Annotated in this window: 18 protein-coding genes and 1 pseudogene; 10 read left to right on the top strand and 9 right to left on the bottom strand. The window is 64.6% G+C overall.

The features are described from left to right. The first annotated feature begins 393 nt into the window (after positions 1-393). Together R2C4_RS11910 and R2C4_RS11905 are read left to right on the top strand one after the other, a co-directional pair. Entirely contained in the window at positions 394-1,707 is a 1,314-nt protein-coding gene (locus R2C4_RS11910; protein WP_058285902.1) for an adenylosuccinate synthase, read from the top strand. After that, entirely contained in the window at positions 1,707-1,943 is a 237-nt protein-coding gene (locus R2C4_RS11905; protein WP_058285901.1) for a DUF2842 domain-containing protein, read from the top strand. The genes R2C4_RS11910 and R2C4_RS11905 overlap by 1 nt, the downstream gene beginning before the upstream one ends. A 197-nt stretch (positions 1,944-2,140) precedes the next feature. On the opposite strand, the gene R2C4_RS11900 is transcribed toward R2C4_RS11905, so the two are convergent. Then, positions 2,141-4,192: a chemotaxis protein CheA gene (locus R2C4_RS11900; RefSeq protein ID WP_141890805.1), complete on the bottom strand. Its 2,052-nt coding sequence runs from the start codon at positions 4,190-4,192 to the stop codon at positions 2,141-2,143. 140 nt (positions 4,193-4,332) lie between these two features. Here R2C4_RS11900 and R2C4_RS11895 point away from each other — a divergent pair, with 140 nt between their 5' ends. Continuing rightward, positions 4,333-5,019 (top strand): thiamine diphosphokinase, encoded by a 687-nt coding sequence (locus R2C4_RS11895; RefSeq protein ID WP_141890804.1) that lies wholly within the window; start codon positions 4,333-4,335, stop codon positions 5,017-5,019. Here R2C4_RS11895 and R2C4_RS11890 read toward each other — a convergent pair. The 3 genes from R2C4_RS11890 to R2C4_RS11880 all read right to left on the bottom strand — a co-directional run bounded on the left by R2C4_RS11890 (position 5,006) and on the right by R2C4_RS11880 (position 8,198). Further along, positions 5,006-5,920, bottom strand: coding sequence for a DMT family transporter (locus tag R2C4_RS11890; RefSeq protein ID WP_141890803.1), 915 nt, complete (start codon positions 5,918-5,920; stop codon positions 5,006-5,008). The genes R2C4_RS11895 and R2C4_RS11890 overlap by 14 nt on opposite strands. A gap of 197 nt (positions 5,921-6,117) precedes the next feature. Further along, positions 6,118-7,491, bottom strand: coding sequence for an L-serine ammonia-lyase (locus tag R2C4_RS11885; RefSeq protein WP_141890802.1), 1,374 nt, complete (start codon positions 7,489-7,491; stop codon positions 6,118-6,120). Beyond that, positions 7,491-8,198, bottom strand: a complete 708-nt coding sequence (locus R2C4_RS11880; RefSeq protein ID WP_141890801.1) for a glutathione S-transferase family protein — start codon at positions 8,196-8,198, stop codon at positions 7,491-7,493. Before R2C4_RS11880 ends, R2C4_RS11885 begins: the two co-directional genes overlap by 1 nt. A gap of 233 nt (positions 8,199-8,431) precedes the next feature. Between R2C4_RS11880 and R2C4_RS11875 the strand changes: the two are divergent. Both R2C4_RS11875 and R2C4_RS11870 read left to right on the top strand, forming a co-directional pair. Further along, a pseudogene (locus tag R2C4_RS11875) lies at positions 8,432-9,616 on the top strand (transposase). A gap of 287 nt (positions 9,617-9,903) precedes the next feature. Then, positions 9,904-10,938 carry an IS110 family RNA-guided transposase gene (locus R2C4_RS11870; protein WP_141890800.1) on the top strand — a complete coding sequence of 345 codons (1,035 nt, stop codon included), beginning with the start codon at positions 9,904-9,906 and terminating at the stop codon, positions 10,936-10,938. Between the two features lie 557 nt (positions 10,939-11,495). On the opposite strand, the gene R2C4_RS11865 is transcribed toward R2C4_RS11870, so the two are convergent. The 5 genes from R2C4_RS11865 to R2C4_RS11845 form a co-directional block, all read right to left on the bottom strand. Further along, positions 11,496-11,849, bottom strand: coding sequence for an alpha/beta hydrolase family protein (locus R2C4_RS11865; protein WP_141890799.1), 354 nt, complete (start codon positions 11,847-11,849; stop codon positions 11,496-11,498). A gap of 27 nt (positions 11,850-11,876) precedes the next feature. Then, entirely contained in the window at positions 11,877-12,497 is a 621-nt protein-coding gene (locus R2C4_RS11860) for an alpha/beta hydrolase (RefSeq protein WP_141890798.1), read from the bottom strand. An 18-nt stretch (positions 12,498-12,515) separates the two neighbouring features. Next, the gene (locus R2C4_RS11855; RefSeq protein WP_141890797.1) at positions 12,516-12,938 is read right to left on the bottom strand and encodes a MoaF-related domain-containing protein; all 423 of its coding nucleotides are present in this window, start codon (positions 12,936-12,938) and stop codon (positions 12,516-12,518) included. 129 nt (positions 12,939-13,067) lie between these two features. Beyond that, positions 13,068-14,240: an IS5 family transposase gene (locus R2C4_RS11850; RefSeq protein ID WP_141890796.1), complete on the bottom strand. Its 1,173-nt coding sequence runs from the start codon at positions 14,238-14,240 to the stop codon at positions 13,068-13,070. A 511-nt stretch (positions 14,241-14,751) separates the two neighbouring features. Next, positions 14,752-15,528: a methyltransferase domain-containing protein gene (locus R2C4_RS11845; protein WP_141890795.1), complete on the bottom strand. Its 777-nt coding sequence runs from the start codon at positions 15,526-15,528 to the stop codon at positions 14,752-14,754. Positions 15,529-15,667: 139 nt separating this feature from the next. Between R2C4_RS11845 and rpiA the strand changes: the two genes are divergently transcribed. The 5 genes from rpiA to R2C4_RS11820 all read left to right on the top strand — a co-directional run bounded on the left by rpiA (position 15,668) and on the right by R2C4_RS11820 (position 20,397). Further along, positions 15,668-16,456 carry a ribose-5-phosphate isomerase RpiA gene (gene rpiA / locus R2C4_RS11840; protein WP_141890794.1) on the top strand — a complete coding sequence of 263 codons (789 nt, stop codon included), beginning with the start codon at positions 15,668-15,670 and terminating at the stop codon, positions 16,454-16,456. Between the two features lie 281 nt (positions 16,457-16,737). Then, on the top strand, positions 16,738-18,093 hold the full coding sequence (gene gor / locus R2C4_RS11835) for a glutathione-disulfide reductase (RefSeq protein ID WP_141890793.1): 1,356 nt from the start codon (positions 16,738-16,740) through the stop codon (positions 18,091-18,093). Between the two features lie 80 nt (positions 18,094-18,173). Next, a complete protein-coding gene (gene hflK / locus R2C4_RS11830; protein ID WP_058285888.1) occupies positions 18,174-19,322 on the top strand; it encodes an FtsH protease activity modulator HflK in 1,149 nt (382 codons plus the stop codon). Next, a complete protein-coding gene (hflC, locus tag R2C4_RS11825; protein WP_141890792.1) occupies positions 19,322-20,203 on the top strand; it encodes a protease modulator HflC in 882 nt (293 codons plus the stop codon). The genes hflK and hflC overlap by 1 nt, the downstream gene beginning before the upstream one ends. Further along, positions 20,203-20,397: a DUF2065 family protein gene (locus R2C4_RS11820; RefSeq protein WP_008553688.1), complete on the top strand. Its 195-nt coding sequence runs from the start codon at positions 20,203-20,205 to the stop codon at positions 20,395-20,397. Before hflC ends, R2C4_RS11820 begins: the two co-directional genes overlap by 1 nt. Positions 20,398-20,621: the final 224 nt, after the last annotated feature.

The raw sequence follows: 20,621 nt of genomic DNA, 5'->3' as shown, positions 1-20,621 counted from the left end.
CGGCGGGTGCGCAACACCCTGCGAATGAGCGCCATCCCGCCCGGAACAAGGCGCGCAGCGCCGCCGGGCGAGCGCCTGCCCGCCCCACCGGGCGGGCGCTTTGGAGGGGGCAGTGCTCTCGCGTTAGCTTGTACGGACGGTGCCGGGATAAACTGCCATGCACAGCCGTTGCAGCGCCACCCCGCGGGCAGGCACGCGCCCTGAGGTTGGCGTTGTGTTCTTTGGGAATCAGTAACAGGCAGGGGCAGTCGCGCCCGCCCAGGCAGGCGCAGCCCTTGGTGATCGGGGCGAAAACCTTGGCCAAGCCATCTCCTGCGGCGAATTTCCGGTTCCACTGCCTGCGCAGCATCGCTATATGAGCGTGGGTTTGAACCAGACTGTAAAGGACCGGATATGGCCAATGTCGTCGTAGTCGGCGCCCAGTGGGGCGACGAAGGGAAAGGCAAGATCGTGGACTGGCTGAGCGAGCGCGCTGACGTGATCGCCCGCTTCCAGGGCGGCCATAACGCCGGCCACACGCTGGTCATTGACGGCAAGGTCTACAAGCTGCACGCGCTGCCCTCGGGCGTGGTGCGCGGCGGCAAGCTGAGCGTCATCGGCAATGGCGTGGTGCTGGACCCCTGGCATCTGATCAAGGAAATCGCGACCGTTCAGGCGCAGGGCGTGGAGATCACCCCGGAGACCCTGATGATCGCCGAGAACACGCCGCTGATCCTGCCGCTGCACGGCGAGCTGGACCGGGCGCGCGAAGAGGCCGCGTCGAAAGGCACCAAGATCGGCACCACCGGCCGCGGCATCGGCCCGGCCTATGAGGACAAGGTGGGCCGCCGCGCGATCCGGGTTGCCGACCTGGCGGATGAGGCGACCCTGATTGCCCGCGTCGACCGGGCGCTGCAGCATCACGATCCGCTGCGCAAGGGCCTGGGCGTCGACCCGGTGGACCGCGACGCGCTGATCGCCCAGCTGAAAGAGATCGCGCCGCAGATCCTGCCCTTTGCGGCGCCGGTCTGGAAGGTGCTGAACGAGAAGCGCAAGGCGGGCAAGCGGATCCTGTTCGAAGGCGCGCAAGGCGCGCTCCTGGACATTGATTTCGGCACTTACCCGTTTGTGACCTCCTCCAACGTGATTGCGGGCCAGGCGGCGACCGGTGTCGGCATCGGTCCGGGTTCGATCGACTATGTGCTGGGCATCGTAAAGGCCTATACCACCCGCGTCGGTGAAGGGCCGTTCCCGACCGAGCTGCTGAAAGAAGACGGCACCCCGGATGCGGATGGCGAGCGTCTGGGCACCCGCGGCCATGAGTTCGGCACCACCACCGGCCGCCAGCGCCGCTGCGGCTGGTTTGATGCCTGCCTGGTGCGCCAGACCTGCGCCACCTCCGGCATCAACGGCATTTCGCTGACCAAGCTGGATGTGCTGGACGGGTTCGAGACGCTGAAGATCTGTGTGGGCTATGAGCTGGACGGCGAACGTCTGGACTACCTGCCGACTGCCGCCGACCAGCAGGCCCGCTGCACCCCCATCTATGAAGAGATGCCGGGCTGGAGCGAGTCGACCGAAGGCGCGCGCAGCTGGAACGACCTGCCCGCCAATGCGATCAAATACGTGAAGCGCGTGGAAGAGCTGATCGAATGCCCGGTCGCGCTGCTTTCCACCAGCCCGGAGCGGGACGACACCATCCTGGTGACCGACCCGTTCGCTGACTGATGGCTGAGAAGCAAGGCCTGAGCTACAAGGCCCGGCGGCGCTGGGCTTTGATCATCCTGCTGGTCGGGATGCCGGTTTATATCGTGGCCGCGGTCACGGTGATGAACTGGCTGGACCGTCCGCCGCTGTGGCTGGAGCTGATTGTCTATGTGGGCCTCGGCATCGTCTGGGTGCTGCCGTTCAAGTTCGTGTTCCGCGGCGTGGGTCAGGCAGACCCGGACGCTGAGGACCAGTAACGGGAGGGGCGCTGCCCCGCAGGTTTGATGCTAGGAGGGGCGCTGCCCCGCAGGTTTGATATCAGGAGGGGCGCTGCCCCTCTTGGCCTCGCGGCCAATTCACCCCGGAGTATTTCTGGAAAGATGAAGCCCGCGGGGCTTTGGAAACGAAAAAAGGCGGCTTTGCAGGGCCGCCTTTTTGTTTGTCTGGCCAGGGGTCAGCCCGCGGCGCGTTTTCCGGGTTTGAAGCCGATGTCGCCGGAGGCGGTGAACTGGCCGTTGCCGGAGCGTTCGATCTTGCCGTCGCGCAGCAGCTGGCCGAAGGAGCGCAGCCCGTCTTCGCGGTTGAAGTCGCTGCTGCCGGCGCTGCGCACCTTGTTCATCAGCTGCGGGCGCGAGAAGTGGTCGCGGCCCTCGACGAAGCTCATATAGGCGGCGGCGGCCTCCAGCAGCTCATGCAGTTCGGCGGCGCCGCGTTCTTCGGCGTAGGCGGCAAAGCCGCTGCCGCCGGTTTCGGGCTGCTCGCCCAGAACCGCGGCCGAGACCCGGCGCGGGCGCACCGGCTGACCCGCGGCCTGACCCGCAGACTGGCCCGCGGCCGCGCCCTGGTCGATGCGCTGGGCCGCAACCAGTTTCAGCGGCGCCGGGCGGGATGCCGGGGCGGGCGGACGCTCGGAGCTTGCCTGGCGGCTGCCCGGGCGGCGCGGGCGCACCACGCTGGCCAGATCCTCGCGGTAGGCTTGCGCGTCGTCGCTGTCGCCGGTGCCGCCTGCCGGGCCGGCCTTGGTCGCGGCTACGGCGGCGCGCAGATGGCTGTAGGCCTCGCGCGAGGACGCCGATTCGGGGTCTTCGAGCTTTTCATCCGCGGCGGCCATCAGGCGGCTGACATCGCTGTCTGCCAGGCGGGAGGCTGCGGCCTGCGCGGCGGCAGGCGCCGCGGTGCTGCTGTCATCGCTGTCATCGCTGGCGGCGGTGGCACCGGAGTCATCGGGCCGGTCCGATGCGGCCAGGATTTCCGCCTCCACCTCGGCCAGTTCGCGCATCAGGTCGGCTTCGTCCTCCTCTGACAGCGCCGGCGGAGCGGGGTCCGGCTGCGGGCGGCTGCCGGTGTCCTGCAGGCGGCCGGAGGCGAGGGCCTTGTCGAAATCGCTGCGCTTGACCTTGGTGATGCGCACGCGCGGCGCAGGGGCCGGGGCGGGCGCCTCACCGGCGTCATCCTCTGCCGGCAGGCTGGCAGCTGCATCTTGGTCGTCCTGATCTGCTGCAGCGTCGCCGCCGAGGTCCGCGAACAGGCTGCCGTCAGGGGTATCTTCAGCGGCCTCTTCAGCCTCTTCGGCGCGGGTCTGCGCGGCGGTGTCCGGCTGCTGTGCCGCTGCGCGGCCCAGGTCCAGGCGGTCCAGGGTGCGGGCGATTTCGTCGTCGCCCTCGTCATCGAAATCGGGGGCGCCGCTGTCGTCGTCCTCCATCAGTGCGCTGGTGATTTCCTCTGCGGCGTTTTCCAGCACGTCGTCGGCATGCTCGTCTTCGCTGAAGTCCTCTTCGGGCGCCTGGGCCACCACGGCGCGGATGCGCTGCAGCTTGGCCGCGATGCTGTCGGCGGCCGGTTCCAAGGGCTGGTGCGGCGCCGGGGCGGTATCCTCTGCTTCGGCTTCAGAGACGTCCTCAGGGGCGGATTCGCTGATTTCCAGCAGCTCGACCGAGGGAGTGTCAGCAGGCTGCTCCAGCTGCGGGGCGGCGCTTGCGTCTTCGAGTGCCGCGGCGATGGTTTCTTCGGCTTCGGCTTCGGCTTCGGCTTCGGCTTCGGCTTCGGCGGAGTGCGCCGCTTCGGTCTCAGCCTCCGGTTCCGCGGTTTCCGCTGCGGAGGCCGGGGTGGCCGCTGCTTCTGCGGTGGCGCTTACGGGAGTTTCAGTTTCAACTTCGGCGGCCGGGTCTTCTGCCGGGGCAGGGGCGGGCTGTTCCGCGACCGGTTCCGGAGCCGGAGCCGCCGCGGGCGCCGGGGCGGCGCCAAGCGCCGGGGTGGCGGCGCGCAGGTGGATGCCGCTTTCGCTGGTGCGGGCCTCGACCTGGCGGGCGATCTCGCGCTGGGCGATGCGGGCCAGCATGTCGGCATCGGGCTGCGGCGGCTCAGCGCCGAAGTACCGGTCGTCGGCGGCCAGGTCGCGGAAATACTCGGCGATGGCCTTCATCGTGCCGAAGGAGTCCTCGAACCCTTCCAATGTGCAGGAAAAGGTTCCATAGGATACCGTCAAGACTTTGTTATTGTGTACCATCAGCTCGCTCGTCTTCGCCACATCTGTTGCCGTTCACCTTATTGGCTGGAAGGACCAATTTTGCTCGAATCCGTGCAATTGATCGTATCATTTTGTGTTCAGATTGTGACCTGTTTCCAAAACAGGCGGGAATATGCCGAATGGACAGACTGATTGTTGAAGCTCCGGAACCAATCACCCTGATTGGCGGCGGCGAAATCGCCACCGGCGCGCTGGAGGAGGCGCTGGTGCTGGCGCCCAAGCTGGTGGCGGCGGACGGCGGCGCGGCGGCGGCGCTGGCGGCGGGATACCGGCCGCAGGCGGTGATCGGGGATTTCGACTCGCTGAGCGAAGCGGTGCGGGCGCAGCTGCCGCCGGAGGCGCTGCACCCGGTGGCGGAGCAGGACAGCACCGATTTCGACAAGGCGCTGCGCGCGATTGCGGCGCCGGCGGTGCTGGCGGTGGGGTTCCTGGGGGCGCGGGTGGATCACCAGCTGGCGGCGTTCAGCACGCTGGTGCAGGGGCATGACACGCCGTGCGTGCTGATTGGCGAAACCGAGGTGATCTTTCACCTGGCGCATGAGGTGGCGCTGCCGGCGCGGGCGGGCGAGGTGATTTCGCTGTTCCCGATGCAGGAGGCGACGGGGCGTTCGGAGGGGCTGGAGTGGCCGATCGAGGGTCTGGTGATGTCGCCGATGGGGCGGATCGGCACCTCGAACCGGGCGCTGGGTCCGGTGCGGCTGCTGCCGGACGGGCCGGGCCTGTTGGCGATTGTGCCGCGGCGGCTGCTGGCGGATGTGCTGGGCGCGGTCCGGCTGGACCTCAGGCGGGACCTTAGGCGGGGTTGATGCGCTCTTCGATTTCGTCAGGTTTGCGCTCGCGCATCACCGCATAAAGGCCTGCGCCGATGGTCAGCAGGATGCCGAAGGCGGCGAGCGTGTTGGGGAGTTCCGCAAAGACCAGCCAGCCGAAGAACACGGCCACCGGGATCTCCAGGTATTGCATCGAGGCGAGGGTGGAGGTGGGGGCGAACCGCAGGCTCCAGGTCATCAGCAGATGCGCGATGGTGCCGAGCGCGCCGGCGGCGGCCAGCAGGCCCCAGGTGTCCTGCGGCGGCAGGGCGGTGGAGAGGGCGGCGACACCGGCGGCATCGCCGATCAGCAGCACCGGGGCCAGCAGCACGGTGCCCATGACGCCGGCCACCGCCTGAACGGAAATCGGGTCGGTCTCCTTGGCGATCTTGCGGGTGATCAGCATGAAGAGGGCAAAGATCACCGCCACCAGGAGCGGCCAGAGCGCGTTCCAGCCGACCGCGGCAAAGCTGGGCTGAATGACCAGCAGAGTGCCGGTGAAGCCGACGACGCAGGCGCCGAGGCGGTGCAGGCCGACGTTCTCGTGCAGGACATATTTCCCGAGCAGGAGCATCAGGAAGGGCATCACGAAGGCAATTGCCACCGCATCGGCCAGGGGCAGGTAGCGGAAGGCGGTGAACATGGCGGCGATGCCGCCCATCTGCAGAAGCGTGCGCAGGAACAGGAGCGGCGCCACCCGGCGCGACAGGCTGAGCGGCAGGCGCAGGGCCAGGGCGAGCGGCAGCAGGATCGCGGCCTGGGCGGCAAAGCGGATAAAGACGATCTGGGCAACAGGCACCCGGTTGGTCAGCAGTTTGGCAATGGCGTCGCCCAGCGGGATCACCATGCAGAAGCCCAGCATCAAGGCGATGCCGAGAAGGGGCCGGTCCTGTGTCATGGCGCCACGCTAGGCCCGCAGGGGTTGCGGCGCAAGCTGGAGTTGCGGGAAAAAAAGGAGCGCTGCGCCCTCGTTGGGATGTGACGCGCAGCGGCACGGCCCGCGCCTGACCTTCACCCCGGTCAGGCGCATACGCGCCTCACCAAAGTCAGCCACGGGCCTTATGTCACGCTAGCCTTGCAGGAAAGCTGGGTTTCTCAGCAGTTCGGCACGTTCACCGCGAGGCCGCCGAGCGAGGTTTCCTTGTACTTGTCGTGCATGTCGGCGCCGGTCTGGCGCATGGTTTCGATGCAGGCGTCCAGCGGCACGAAGTGCTGGCCGTCGCCGCGCAGGGCAAGAGACGCGGCGGAGACCGCCTTGATCGCCGCCAGACCGTTGCGTTCGATGCAGGGGACCTGCACCAGCCCCTTTACGGGATCGCAGGTCATGCCCAGGTGATGCTCCAATGCGATCTCGGCGGCGTTTTCCACCTGTTCGGGCGTGCCGCCCATCACCGCGCAGAGGCCCGCGGCGGACATCGCGGCGGCAGAGCCGACCTCTGCCTGGCAGCCGGCTTCGGCGCCAGAGATAGACGCGTTGTACTTGACCAGCCCGGCAATCGCCGCGGCGGTCAGCAGGAAGTCCTCGACATGGGCTTCAGACGCGCCCGGAACATGGTCGAGGTAGTAGCGGATCACGGCCGGCAGGGTGCCCGCGGCGCCGTTGGTGGGGGCGGTCACGACCTGGCCGCCGGCCGCGTTCTCCTCGTTCACCGCCATCGCGTAGACGCTCATCCAGTCGTTGATGGTGTGCGGCGCGGTCTGGTTCAGGCCGCGTTCCGCCATCAGCGCGTCATAGATGCCCTTGGCGCGGCGGCGCACCTTGAGGCCGCCGGGCAGGATGCCGTCGCGCTCCAGCCCGCGGTTGATGCAGTCGTTCATCACCTGCCAGATCCGGGCGGTGCCCTTGGCGAGGCTCTCGGAGCAGCCGCGGGAAATCTCGTTGGCGCGCTTCATCTCGGCAATCGACTTGCCGCTGGCCTTGGCCATCTCCAGCATTTCGGCGGCGGATTTGAACGGGTAGGGCACCGGGTCGCCCTCGTCGGTCGCCTTGCCTGCGGCCAGTTCCTCCTCGGTGACGACAAAGCCGCCGCCGATCGAGTAGAACACCTGTTTCAGGATCACGTCGCCCTGGGCATCGGTGGCCATCAGGATCATGCCGTTGGCATGGCCCGGCAGCGCGTGATCATAGTCGAAGATCATGTCGGCCTTGGGGTCAAAATGCAGTTCGCCCAGCCCCTCGGGGTGCATCTTATGGGTCTTGTTCAGCTCCGCCAGGAAGGCCTCTGCCTTTTCGTCATCATAGTCATGGGCGACAAAGCCGCCGAGGCCGAGGATGGTGGCGCGGTCGGTGGCGTGGCCGACGCCGGTGAAGGCAAGCGAGCCGTGCAGCGAGGCGCGCAGCCCGTGAAATTCAAACGGCGAGGCGCGCATCATGCCGAGGAAGCGTGCGGCGGCAACCATCGGCCCCATGGTGTGGGAGGACGACGGGCCGATGCCCACTTTGAACATGTCGAAAACGGAGAGGAACATTAGGTGGCTGATCCTTCTGGGGGATTGGCGTAGGCCGGAGATGTGAACGGGGTGGCGCCGAGGCCCTCGGCCTCGCGCGACACGGCAACGGCGGGACGGCTTTCCAGTGCGGCGCAGAGGCGCTGCAGGCTGGGGTAATGGGCCAGGGTGAACCAGGATTTGTCGGCCTGCGCAGGGTAGAGCGCCATCCAGCGTATCTGGCAAGCCAGGTAATAGTCCAGCACCGAGGGCTGCGGCGCACCAAGCCAGGCGGGGCGGGCGGCGGCGGCCTGATCGAGGTTGGTCAGATGCTGGTGCAGCCGCTGGCGCAGCACGGTTTGCAGCTGCGCCTTATGCGCCTGCTTCGGGCCGATGTATTTCTCCGGGTAGAACAGCATCCGCAGGTCGGCGTGCAGGGTGTTGGAGGCAAAGACCAGCCATTTCAGGAAGGCGGCGCGGTCCGCGCTGCCGGGCTGCGGCGCCATCGCGCCGTGGCGTTCGGACAGCCACAGGAGGATGGCGGCGGTTTCAAACAGCGGCCCGTCCGGGGTTTCCAGCACCGGGATCAGCCCGTTCGGGTTCAGCGCCCGGTAGGCGGGGCTGTTCTGCGCCTCGGCCCTGCGGTCGACCAGCAGGGTTTCATAGGGCTGGCCAAGCTCCTCCAGCACCAGCCGGATGACCAGCGAGGCATTGTCGGGGGCGTAGTGCAGGCGGTACTCGGGTTTCATGACACAGTATTATGACGCAGACGCGCGGGATATGTGTCCGTTTCCGGCGTTTCCAATAGGAAACCCGCCTTTGTGATGCATGTTTGGCAGGCAGGGCCTGAAGCGGCGGAAAGAAGCCGTTCAGGCCCAACGCGGTGAAAGGGTGTTCAGAGCCTATTCTGTTGAAAAACTCGGGTTGTTTTGGGTATTGAGTGCTGATTCACTTTCCGCGAGGCAAGCGGAGGTGCGTGGCAATGATGGGACCACGGCAGGAAGCGCAGGGCGCGCTGTTCTATGAGTTCTCGATCGAGGATCATGTCCCGCAGGATCACATGCTTCGGGCGATAGATCGGTTCGTCGACCTGTCTGGCATCCGGCGGCACCTGGCTCCTTTCTACAGTTCGACAGGCAGGCCGTCGGTTGATCCGGAACTGATGATCCGGATGCTCCTGGTCGGTTACAAGATGGGCATCCGCTCGGAGCGACGGCTCTGCGAGGAGGTGCATCTCAACCTCGCCTATCGCTGGTTCTGCCGCCTCGATCTGACCGACCCAGTGCCCGACCATTCGACCTTCTCAAAGAACCGGCACGGTCGGTTCCGCGATAGCGATCTCTTGCGGCATCTGTTCGAGACGGTGGTCGCGCGCTGCATCGAGGAAGGGTTGGCGAGTGGTCAGCGCTTTGCGGCGGATGCCAGCCTGATTCAGGCCGATGCCAACCGGCAGAACTCGTCGCCGCAAGCGGACTGGGCCCCCGAGAAGATCGCCCACGAGAACGCGCCGCGCGCTGTCAGGGAGTATCTGGCGACGCTCGACGATGCGGCCTTCTGCGTGGCCAGCCCGGTAAAGCCGAAGTTCACCTCGCATTCCGATCCGGCCTCGCAATGGACCGGCGCACGGGGTGGACCCGCCTATTTTGCCTATTCCACGAACTACCTGATTGACACCGACAATGGCGTGATCCTCGATGTCGAGGCGACCCGCTCGATCCGGCAAGCCGAGGTCGGTGCCGTGCGGACGATGGTGGATCGGGTGAGCGATACCTTCGACCTGAAACCTGAACGCCTGATCGCCGATACCGCTTACGGCACGGGCGAAATGCTCGATTGGCTTGACCGGCAGCGCGGGATCGCCCCGCATATCCCGGTGATCGACAAGTCCGGTCGCAAGGACGGCACCTTTGAAAGGGCCGACTTCACCTACGATGCCGAGAACGACGCCTACATCTGCCCTTGCGGCAAGGAGCTCAAGCAATAACGGCGCGCGTTCACGACACCCCGATCGGGCGCCAATAAGGACGGCACCCTGCGCTCTCCTGCAAGCTCAGAAAGAAGGTCGAGATGCGGCGCGCGCGACGAATTCCACCTCGCAGCCACCGCTCAGAACCTCAGAAAGCTCGCAAAGCTGCTACCCCTACCGCAAACGCCGCGTCCGGCATGAAGAGCGGAGAACGCGCTTTGTTGTAGAAGGCCTCAGGGCGGCGGCAATGCCGAGTTTTTCAACGGAAAAAGCCCTCAGCCGTCATTGCCCTGGGGGCGGCCCTTCGCTGGGGCAGCACGCCAGTCACAGCCCAGAGCGGACATAGACATGGCGACGGGGGGCAATGATGCTGTCGGTGCAAATTTCCATGGCCACTTTCCCGAAAGCATACGTAATTGGGCAGACCCGGAACTGAGGTCGAGCTCCCGATAGGATCACGATAGATCTGTGAACATGGGAGATTTCGAATGGAGTATTTCGCGGGCTTGGACGTTTCGCTGCGGTCCTGCGCGGTCTGTGTTGTCGATGGCAAAGGCACGGTTCTGCACGAGCGAGAACTGCCTTGTGATATTGAGGAGATCGCAGGCTATCTGACTGCGCTTCGCTTTCCAATTGAGCGTGTTGGCTTTGAAGCCGGTGCGATGTGTCAGCATCTGTACTACGGCTTGAAGTCTGAAGGGTTTGAAGTTGTCTGTATGGAAGCGCGTCAGGTCAGCGCCGCACTATCGGCGATGCGCAACAAGACGGATCGGAACGATGCTCGGGGAATTGCTCAAGTCCTGCGCATGGGGTGGTTCAACCCCGTTTATATGAAGAGCCGGGAGGCGCACGGCATTCGGGCGCTTCTGAGCACACGGAAAGCTCCGCTGAGCAAGACCATTGATCTGGCCAACGAAGTCCGCGGTCTTTTGAAGATCTTCGGTATCCGCCTGCCCAAAACAGTGCAGCATGGCAGCTTTGACGGTATGGTCCGGCCAATTGTCGAGATGGATGAGGTGTTGGCCCATGCCTTGCTGCCGCTGCTTGATGCCCGGTTGGCGCTGCACCAACACTTCCTGGAACTGGACCGGAGGGTCAAACGCGCGGCCCGCCAGGATGAGGTCTGCCTGCGCCTGATGACGGCCCCCGGCGTGGGCCCGGTTACAGCATTGACCTTCAAGGCTGCGGTTGATGGCCCCGCGCGTTTCAAACGATCTCGCACCGTGGCCGCTCACTTTGGTTTGACGCCCCTAAGATACCAGTCCGGTGAACAAGATAATCCCGGTCGAATATCCAAGGCCGGGGATCGAGACGTGAGGGCGACACTTTACGCCGCCGCCAACTCCTTGCTGGTACGAACCAAGGCGGGCTCTCAGATCAAATCATGGGGGATGCGGTTGATGCGCACCAAGGGGCGTCGCCGCGCTGTCGTGGCTGTCGCCCGCAAACTGGCCGTTCTGCTCCATCGCATGTGGGTAGATGGCACCGAGTTCCGATCAGGGACGGTGGAGGGCATGGCATGACCTAATAGCCCAATACCAGAACTGAACGGGATCGTCCTCACCGGACGGGGTTCGTGGAAGAAGCCGAAAATGTCTGCTGCGCAACGACAAGCGCGTCCGAAAGCGAGGCTCTCCACAACCAATCCGACACATGCGTGCAGCGATGCCTTCACCCGGCATCACCCAGACTGCGAAGAGAAGCGTGACCCGGATGAGCGACAATGATCCCGTACAAGGAAGGAAAACGAGCTTGACCCAAACGCCCAATTAGAGAAGCTGCCTCTCGGCAGGGTTGAGCTTTCTCAGGTGATGCTGCGGCTCGCACCAGGGGCAGCGGAGCTGCAGGAAGCGCCCTTTGCAAATTCGGCCGTTTGGCGCAACCAGCCGAGGTTTTGTGCTGCGGCGCAGCCCGCCGTTTCAGCCGTTCGCTGCGACTGCGAGGTTCTGGAGCCGGTTAACTCACACAGTGCCGCACAAAGCGCCAATTCGCGGTGGCTAGATTGTGCCGGGCGGAACGCGTTTCTTCGTGTGAAGCGCATCAAAGCCCGGTTTTGTTCGCCTTTCTCAATAGTGCCGGTTCATTGCCCTTTCTTGAAGTGCGCAGCAAGCGGGGCCAGGGCGGCATCTATGACCAGCGGGTCTTCATAGAATTGCAGCTGGTTGGCACCTTTGATCCAATAAAGTGCCTTGTCTGCTGCAGGAATCGTATCGAACAGCTGACGGGGGATCATTGGACCTGATGCAGCCTTGTCGCCATGCACCATCAGTACAGGCGTTTGAAGCCTGGTGACCGTTTCATTGATTTTCCAGCCCCAGATAACTTCTTCGCTCATCGCGGTGATGCGGTTTTCCCACCCGCCCCGATAGGCAAACCAAGGGGCGCGGTTGTCCCAAGGCGCGTACCACTGCGCTATGAGTTCAGCTGTCAGCAAGGCCTCGTCCGATCCAATAATCGGAATTTAGTGGACCTCGCCGCTTTTTTCGTAGACAGCCCGCGCTTCGGCGGCACGCTCTTTACGTGCAGCAATCGCTTGGTCGTTCTCCAAGTAGAGTGTTGCCGTGGCGGGGGTCAGATAGTGGCAGGCCACGATGCCAAGCGCTGACACGCGGCGGTCACGAACCGCGGCTTCTATCGCCCAGTTCACCCCCTGGCAGATGCCCAAAACACCAAGCTTGTCCTGTGCCACACCGTCCTGCACGGACAGAAATGTCAGGGCGGCGCCGATATCTTCTAACTTTGCCTCGCCGGATTCAAAACGGCGCGGCTCACCCGAGCTGGCCCCGTGATAGCGCGGAACAAAAATCAGCACGGTCAGCCCCTGGCGGGCCAAGCGCGTGGCGTATTGCACCGGAGACTGCTCTTTCACAAAGGCCACCGGGCCAACCACCGCCACAGCTGGAAAAGGTCCCTCGCCGGGAGGCATGAAAAGTTTCCCGGCCAGCGTCTCGGCACCGCTGGGAAAGGTTACATCACGGACCTCATACATCGGTGAAGCGGTCGTTTGCGCCGCAGCAGGAAGGCTCGCGGCAACTGCCGAGCCCGTAATCAGCCCGGCAAACATTCTGCGGGTTACATCCATCTTCAGTCTTCCTTTGGGTCATTGAGACACGTCTTCGATCACAGTCTCACTGTGAAAGCGCGTTCCACCATTGGTGATGTAATTGACGAAGAGCCGGTTGCGCTGAATGTCGAAGACATCCACCACGTTTCCATCAGCCTCGGTGAAGGCAATCACAAAGACGCCTGGGCGCAGATCGGTATGCACGATCTCTTCCTCACCCGAGGTGCCGGCAGTGCCATCCGGAGCCTCGACGCGGGTCCATCGAATGCGGTCCGGGGCGATAAAGTCCATGCGGATGCGATACCCGGACACCGCGTATTCATAGCTTTTTCCGGTTACATCGTTGATTGCGCTGAGTTCTGCGGTCCAGCTTGTGTCCCGGTCTGCGGCATTAGCAGGATCTGAGGCTGCCACCGCGGCAGCAAGCAGCGCGGCGGAAACGAGTGGGGGTTTGAACATGGTCGGTCATTAGCAGGGCGCTGAATTAGTCAGGCCAGCGGGACGCTGTTCTCTCTGAGGGGGTGGTCTCCCTTGTCTCCCTTCCGGATCGGGGGGCTGGAAGCAGGCTTGTGGCTACCTCATACAGCCTCATTCTGCCAGCAACCGGGGCAGCCGGGCGAGATTTCCAGCGGCGAGCGTCAGGATGAAGCGCGACCGCACCCGTTCGACGCCGCGATAGACGGTCTGGGACATGCTGCCAACGGTCTTGGCCCAACCAAACGCCTCCTCATTCCGTTTGCGGTGCTTCTGGGACAGGGCATAGCCTTTGTGCCGGGTTGTTCGCCCGTCGATTGCTGAATGCCGCGCCTTCCTGGCGACGTGCGGGGTGACACAGGTCTGGCGGAGATCCGCGACGAATTGGGCCGCATCGTATCCCTTGTCGGCACCCAAGGTCAGCTGCCGGGGCGATCCGGGGGAGTGGCGGTGCAGCATGTCCAATGCGGCCTTGCGTTCGGCGCGGCCGTCAGCATGGGTCAGGTCGCCTTGAACAACCAGCCCGTGCCGGTTCTCCATCAGCGCATGCCCCATGAAGCACAGCACCGCACCCGTGCCGGGGGATTTCTTGTAGAGCCGTGCGTCCGGGTCACTGACCGAAGCATGAGTCGCATTCGAACGCTTCTCGCCCTTGAAGTTGACCTCGGGATTTCGGCTGCGGCGGTTGGAGCGGGGCATTTGATCGGTCTCGGTTTCGGGTAGGATGGGCTGTGCGGTAGGGGTGATGCATGTCGAAGGCGGGTCATCCGACCCGTCATCGCCGGGCGGTGTGCCTGCGGCCTTCGGCTGGAAACTCTTCATCGATGCCCAGGCCTTGATGAGCGTGTCATCGACCGAGAAGTGGTCGTCCGACAGGAGTGGCGCGACTACTTGATGCGCCAGAATGGCCGCCATCACCTTGCGCGACATATCGGCTGTCAGCAGCCGGTCGCGGTTCTTGGTGAACACCGTGGGAACCCAAACAGGGTCATCGATCCCGAGGCCGGTAAACCAGCGGAACAGCAGATTATACTGCATCTGTTCCATCAGTTGCCGCTCGGAGCGGACCGAAAACAGGATTTGCAGTAGGCAGGCTCGGATCAGCCGTTCCGGCGGGATCGAGGGGCGGCCGAAATCGGTGTAGAGCGCCTCGAAATCGGCATCCAGGCTGGCCAGCGCGTCATTCACGACCTGCCTGATCTTGCGGAGCGGGTGCCGCGCGGGGATGCGCTCTTCCAGATCGACATAGCTGAAAAGCGATCCGCTCGCTTCGTCCGTCCCGCGCATCATCAAACCCCGCTGAAGTTATGCTGAGGGTGAATCATGTTCCTCAGACCGCGTCGAGAGCCGACTTCTTCAGCAGCCTGCTAAAGGTAAACGGCTCTCACTTGTGTGTTCTTCGTCAAGCATCTTTTGCAACCGCCCAACAGCCCGTCTTTTTGTCATCAATAGAACCACTTCATTGCCTAGGCGCACTCAAGGTAAAACCTCAAAGACACGCAAAAGTTGATTGCTTCCTCAAACTGTCCGCAACAGTATGATTTTTTATGATTTTTTGAATGCAGAGCTAAACTGACGAACTGAGTACGTGATGTCCAGCATGTGCCTTACAATCTAACTGGCAAAGCCTGCTTGTCGCGCACTGCGGCCACAGAGTGCTGTCGAGGCTGCGGCCGCAGCGAAAGGCGGCTCCGTCCCGCAACGCAGGCGTTCAGAAATGCCGCGGGGCGCGGCCGGATCGGGACAGGGGTGCTTGACGCAGGGGGCTGGCCGTTGCCCCGGGGCGGCGCATACCGGGTCAGATCCGCCGGGCGGTGCAGACGAAATGGGTGAGGGAGAAGAAGAACCGGCCCTCTTGCGCCAGCTCCTCCTGCTCCTGCGCCCAGGCGGCGGCGTCGTCTTCGTCGGTGGCCCCTGTCTGCACCGCATAGGCGCGGATCAGGCGGATCAGCACCGCGGCGAGGCCGTCGGGGCGCAGGCTGGTATCGCAGAGGGTGACGGGCCGCATCGATTCGAGGGCAAAACCGCAGTCGCGCAGTTCCTCCGGCAAGCGGGCAGGCACCGCGCGTTCGGCCAGGTGGCTGTCCCAGATATCCATGAACCGCTGCATCCGGGCGCGGTTGTCGCTGTGCCAGGCGAAGGTGTCGAAGTGAATATCCCCGATCACCAGGCGGCCGTCCGGCTTCAGCACGTGATGCAGGGCGCGCAGCACCGGACGGCGGCTGGTGATGTATTCTAACACCTGCACCGACACTGCCTTGTCGAAGCTTTCCGGCTCAAACGGCAGGCTGGCGGCATCGCTTTCGGTCAGGGTGGTGTTGCTGCGCCCCTGCAGCCGCTGGCGCGCGGCGGCCAGCATGTCGGGGCTGGCGTCCAGTCCGGTGACATGGCCTGCGGGGCCGGTGGCGCGGGCGAGTTCCGCTGTCAGCAGGCCGTTGCCGCAGCCCAGGTCCAGGATCCGGTCGCCCGGCTGCGGCGCCAGCGCGTCGAAACTGGCGCGCCGCCGCCGGGAGATGTCGGCGCCCTGATAGGCGTCTTCCAGCACGCGGGTGGTTTCCTCGTCGAATTGCAGCATGACTTCGGTCCCCCTTAAATAGTTAACCTATAGGCCGGAATGGCGCGGTTTCCACTTTTGGGGCGTTGCAAAAGCCCTCTCGCACCCGGGCGGCAAACTGCCTATAACCGCGGCAAACGCGTTTCACGGAGCCGAACACATGACCGGAGAACTGTCGCCCATCGACAAGGCGAAATTCGTAGCTGCCAAGCGGGCGGCCGAAATGGTGGAGGACGGGATGCGGGTCGGCCTGGGCACCGGCTCCACCGCGGCCTGGCTGGTGCGCTGCCTGGGCGAGATGGTGCAGAAGGACGGGCTGAAGATCACCGCCGTGCCGACCTCCTCGCGCACCGCCGCGCTGGCCCGCGATGTGGGCATCAACGTGGTGTCGCTGGATGAGGCCAAATGGCTGGACATGACCATCGACGGCGCCGATGAGTTCGATGCCGACCTGAACTTGATCAAGGGCGGCGGCGGCGCGCATCTGCAGGAGAAGATTGTCGCCACAGCCTCGGACCAAATGGTGGTGATTGCGGACGCCAGCAAATCGGTTGAGACCCTGGGCGCCTTCCCGCTGCCGGTGGAGGTGCTGCGCTTCGGCTGGCAGAGCAGCCAGGCGCTGATCGAGGAAACCCTGGTGTCGATGGACGTGATGGGCCGCAGCACCACGCTGCGGATGAACGGCGATGCGCCGTTTGTGACCGACGAGGGCAATTATATCCTGGACCTGCATCTGCACCGCATCGGCAACGCCCGCCAGCTGGCGCTGGTGCTGAACCAGATCCCCGGCGTGATCGAGAACGGGCTGTTCATCGACATCTGCGATACCGTGGTGATCGGCTATGGCGACGGCCGGGTCGAGGTGCGCGACATCAACGAAGGCACTGTCGAGAAGGACAAGCTGGAGTTCGTCGACACCGACAACCTGTTCACCGACCTGCACGATTAAGCTGCGGCTCAGTGTGAGCTTGGCACCCGGCCGTCAGGCCGGGCCGCGCCCGTCCCGCAGCTGCCGGGGCGGGCGTTTTGCGTTTGTCCCGGCGGCGCGGCGCTGCCGGGCGGGCGCGGGCTGGCTGCCGGCTCGCGGGCAAACCGGGCCTGCCGGCTTCACAACCCCGCGTGATTCCGCGCCAAAAGGTTGAAAGCGGCGCAATAACGCCCACTTGGGCATATGGCGTTTGGTGCTCCGTTGTGGGATACCAGCACAGGACATGCAAAGGGCGGATATTCATGAGCTTTGATTACGATCTGTTTGTCATCGGCGGCGGTTCCGGCGGGGTGCGGGCGGCCCGCGTCGCGGCGCAGGAAGGCGCCAAGGTGGCGCTGGCAGAGGAAGACCGCTATGGCGGCACTTGCGTGATCCGCGGCTGCGTGCCGAAAAAGCTGATGGTGTTTGCCTCCGAATACGCCGGCATGGTGGAGGACGCCCGGGCCTATGGCTGGGACATTCAGCCAGGTGCCTTCAACTGGGAGACCTTCAGGGGCAAGCTGCACGCGGAGCTGGACCGGCTGGAAGGCGTTTACCGCAATATCCTGAAGAACAACGGCGTCGAAAGCTTCGATCAGCGCGCCAAGCTGGCCGATGCCCACACGGTGGAGCTGGCCGACGGCACCCGCAAGACCGCCAAGCATATCCTGATCGCCACCGGCGGCTGGCCGTCGGTGCCGGAGTTTCCGGGCTCGGAGCTGGCGGTCACCTCGAACGAGATGTTCACCCTGGACAAGCTGCCCGAAAGCCTGCTGATCGTCGGCGGCGGCTATATCGCCTGCGAGTTCGCGGGCATCATGAACGGGCTGGGCGTCGAGACCACCCAGTACTACCGCGGCGCGCAGATCCTGCGCGGCTTTGACGACGAGGCGCGCGGGCTGATCTCCGAGGAAATGTGCCAGGCGGGTATTGATGTGCATCTGGGCACCAACGTGCTGGAGATGCGCCAGGACGGGGACAAGATCCGGGTCAAGTCGACCAACGGGCAGGAACGGCTGTTCGACAAGGTGATGTATGCCACCGGCCGCAACCCGAATGCGGGCAATCTGGGCCTGGAAGAGATCGGCGTGGAGCGCGGCCGCAAGGGCGAGATCGTCGTGGATGAATACAGCCAGACTTCGGTTCCCTCGGTCTACGCGATCGGCGATGTGACCGACCGGGTGGCCCTGACGCCGGTGGCGATCCGCGAGGCGATGGCCTTTGTCGAGACGGTCTTCAAGGGCAACCCGACCAGCCCCGATCACGAGCTGATCCCGACTGCGATCTTCACCCAGCCGGAGATGGGCACCATCGGGCTGAGCGAGGAAGAGGCAGGCGAGCGGGAGCCGATCGAGGTCTACGCGACGTCCTTCAAACCGATGCAGCAGGCCTTTGCCGGCCGGGCGCAACGGGTGCTGATGAAGCTGATCGTCAGCAAGGAAACCCGCAAGGTGCTGGGCTGCCATATCGTCGCACCCGGTGCGGGAGAGATGATCCAGCTGGCCGGAATCGCCGTAAAGATGGGTGCAACCAAGGAAGATTTCGACCGCACGGTTGCGGTGCATCCGACAATGTCGGAAGAGTTGGTAACGCTGAAGACTCCGGTGCGCTCAAGATAAGACGCGGCGCCGGCAATAACTGACACCACATGCCGCCTGTCGTGAAAGATCACGGGCGGCAGCAAACGGATAGGAGACAAATGGCGGGCAATAGCGGTGGCCCATGGGGGGGCGGCGGCTCCTCCGGCGGCGGAGGAGGCAACCGGGGCAACAACGGCGGTAAGAATGGCGGCGGCGGCCGCAAGCCGGAAGATCCCCAGATTCCCGAAATCGACGAGCTGGTGAAGAAAGGCCAGGAGCAGCTGCGCGTGCTGATGGGCGGACGCGGCGGCGGCGGCGGCCGTGGCGGGCGCGGCGGACCGGGCGGCGGCGCGCCGCTGTTCACCAAGGGCACGCTGGGCCTGGCGGCTGTTGCCGCTGTGGTCCTGTGGGGCTTTGCCAGCATCTATACCGTCAAGCCGGAAGAGCAGTCGGTGGAACTGTTCCTGGGCAAGTATTCGGACACCGGCCAGCCGGGTCTGAACTTTGCCCCCTGGCCGGTGGTTACCTATGAGGTGATCCCGGTGCGGGTCGAGCAGACCGAGAACATCGGCGCCGGCTCGCGCGGCGGCGAGGCGGGTCTGATGCTGACCGGCGATGAAAACATCATCGACGTGGATTTCCAGGTGGTCTGGAACATCTCCGATCCGGCGAAATACCTGTTCAACCTGGCCAACCCGCGCACCACCATCAACGCGGTGTCGGAATCGGCCATGCGCGAGATCATCGCCCAGTCCGAACTGGCACCGATCCTGAACCGTGACCGCGGCGCGATCACCGCCCGTCTGGAAGAGCTGATCCAGACCACGCTGGACAGCTACAACAGCGGCGTGAACATCGTGCGGGTGAACTTTGACGGTGCCGATCCGCCAGAGCCGGTGAAGGACGCCTTCCGCGAGGTGCAGTCGGCAGGCCAGGAACGCGACCGGCTGGAAAAGCAGGCTGATGCCTATGCCAACCGCAAGCTGGCAGGTGCCCGCGGCCAGGCCGCGCAGACGCTGGAAGAGGCCGAGGCCTACCGTGCCCAGGTGGTGAACGAAGCCCAGGGTGAGGCGAGCCGCTTCAGCGCGGTTCTGGAGGAATACCAGAAAGCGCCGGAAGTGACCCGCAAGCGCCTGTACCTGGAGACCATGGAGCAAGTGCTGAGCGGTGTCGACAAGATCATCCTGGATGACACCACCGGCGAAGGCGGGCAGGCTGTCGTGCCGTATCTGCCGCTCAATGAACTGCGCCGGACGGAGGAAAACTGATGCGGAAATCTACTCTTCTTCTGCCGGTTCTGGTGGTTGCGGCGATTGCTGTGCTGTCGGCGGTCTTCATCGTGGACGAACGGCAAAAGGCGCTGGTGCTGCGCTTTGGCCGGGTTGTGGACATCAAGGAAACCCCGGGTCTGGCGTTCAAACTGCCGGTTATCGACAATGTCGTGCGTTACGATGACCGTATCCTGAGCCTCGAAGTCGGCCCGCTGGAGGTCACTCCGCTGGACGACCGCCGCCTGATCGTGGACGCCTTCGCGCGCTACCGGATCGCCAATGTGGAAACCTTCCGCCAGGCGGTTGGCGGCGGCGGCATCGGCGCCGGCGAGCAGCGCCTGGACAAGATCATGCGCGCCCAGACCCGTGAGGTGCTGGGTTCGGTCAGCTCCAACGACATCCTGTCGTCGGACCGGGCGGCGCTGATGCTGCGGATCCGCAACGGCGCGATCACCCAGGCCCGCCAGCTGGGTCTGGAAGTGATCGACGTGCGGCTGAAGCGCACCGACCTGCCGCAGGCCAACCTGGAAGCCACCTTTGCCCGGATGCGCGCCGAGCGCGAGCGGGAAGCGGCGGACGAGATCGCCCGCGGTGAAGAGGCGGCGCAGCGGGTGCGCGCCCAGGCCGACCGGACCGAGGTCGAGCTGGTGTCCGAAGCCGAGCGCGAGGCCGAGGTGATCCGCGGTGAGGCGGACGCCGAGCGCAACGGCATCTTTGCCACTGCCTATGGCGCCGATCCGGAGTTCTTTGAGTTCTACCGCAGCCTCAACGCCTACGTGGGCGCGCTGCAGGGGAGCAACTCCTCCATGGTGCTGTCGCCGGATTCCGATTTCTTCAACTACCTGAAATCGTCTGACGGCAAGCCCGCGGTGCAGTGATGGGCTTCGTCCTGCTGGCCCTCGGGCTGGTTCTGATTGCAGAGGGGCTGGTGTACGCACTGGCCCCTTCGCTTGTCGAGCGCCTGCTGGAAATGCTGCGGGCGCTGACCGAGGAGCAGCGCCGCAATGCCGGGCTGGCGGCGCTGGCGCTGGGGCTGATCCTGGTCTGGCTGGCCTACCGGATCGGGTTCTGACGCGCCGCGGCACACGCAGAATTTCAGCGAAAATTCAGGTCTGCCCTGTTAGGATGGCGCCAACAGGGCCTGCGCCTGCGGCTGCGGCCGGATTTCCGGCTCACAGCCGCTTTATTCCTTGCAACATTTGTTGCGGGCCGGGCGGAAGTTCTTACATTGGGTGCATAAGACTCCCCCGGGCGTGTCTGGCGTTTGCGCCGGGCCGGGGGAAAAGAAGAATTAGA

The sequence above is a fragment of the Leisingera aquaemixtae genome, assembly GCF_006740765.1.
Lineage (GTDB): Bacteria > Pseudomonadota > Alphaproteobacteria > Rhodobacterales > Rhodobacteraceae > Leisingera > Leisingera aquaemixtae.
This window is presented reverse-complemented; position numbering and strand designations above follow the sequence as displayed.

What these genes read in the sequence shown, in the direction of transcription:
- R2C4_RS11910 (WP_058285902.1), top strand. Translation starts at nt 394, where the DNA reads ATGGCCAATGTCGTCGTAGTCGGCGCCCAGTGGGGCGACGAAGGGAAA.
- rpiA (WP_141890794.1), top strand. Translation starts at nt 15,668, where the DNA reads ATGACCGGAGAACTGTCGCCCATCGACAAGGCGAAATTCGTAGCTGCC.
- R2C4_RS11860 (WP_141890798.1), bottom strand. Translation starts at nt 12,497, where the DNA reads ATGGATGTAACCCGCAGAATGTTTGCCGGGCTGATTACGGGCTCGGCA.
- R2C4_RS11845 (WP_141890795.1), bottom strand. Translation starts at nt 15,528, where the DNA reads ATGCTGCAATTCGACGAGGAAACCACCCGCGTGCTGGAAGACGCCTAT.
- gor (WP_141890793.1), top strand. Translation starts at nt 16,738, where the DNA reads ATGAGCTTTGATTACGATCTGTTTGTCATCGGCGGCGGTTCCGGCGGG.
- R2C4_RS11895 (WP_141890804.1), top strand. Translation starts at nt 4,333, where the DNA reads ATGGACAGACTGATTGTTGAAGCTCCGGAACCAATCACCCTGATTGGC.
- R2C4_RS11820 (WP_008553688.1), top strand. Translation starts at nt 20,203, where the DNA reads ATGGGCTTCGTCCTGCTGGCCCTCGGGCTGGTTCTGATTGCAGAGGGG.
- hflC (WP_141890792.1), top strand. Translation starts at nt 19,322, where the DNA reads ATGCGGAAATCTACTCTTCTTCTGCCGGTTCTGGTGGTTGCGGCGATT.
- R2C4_RS11870 (WP_141890800.1), top strand. Translation starts at nt 9,904, where the DNA reads ATGGAGTATTTCGCGGGCTTGGACGTTTCGCTGCGGTCCTGCGCGGTC.
- R2C4_RS11885 (WP_141890802.1), bottom strand. Translation starts at nt 7,491, where the DNA reads ATGTTCCTCTCCGTTTTCGACATGTTCAAAGTGGGCATCGGCCCGTCG.
- R2C4_RS11880 (WP_141890801.1), bottom strand. Translation starts at nt 8,198, where the DNA reads ATGAAACCCGAGTACCGCCTGCACTACGCCCCCGACAATGCCTCGCTG.
- R2C4_RS11850 (WP_141890796.1), bottom strand. Translation starts at nt 14,240, where the DNA reads ATGCGCGGGACGGACGAAGCGAGCGGATCGCTTTTCAGCTATGTCGAT.
- hflK (WP_058285888.1), top strand. Translation starts at nt 18,174, where the DNA reads ATGGCGGGCAATAGCGGTGGCCCATGGGGGGGCGGCGGCTCCTCCGGC.
- R2C4_RS11900 (WP_141890805.1), bottom strand. Translation starts at nt 4,192, where the DNA reads ATGGTACACAATAACAAAGTCTTGACGGTATCCTATGGAACCTTTTCC.
- R2C4_RS11890 (WP_141890803.1), bottom strand. Translation starts at nt 5,920, where the DNA reads ATGACACAGGACCGGCCCCTTCTCGGCATCGCCTTGATGCTGGGCTTC.
- R2C4_RS11905 (WP_058285901.1), top strand. Translation starts at nt 1,707, where the DNA reads ATGGCTGAGAAGCAAGGCCTGAGCTACAAGGCCCGGCGGCGCTGGGCT.
- R2C4_RS11855 (WP_141890797.1), bottom strand. Translation starts at nt 12,938, where the DNA reads ATGTTCAAACCCCCACTCGTTTCCGCCGCGCTGCTTGCTGCCGCGGTG.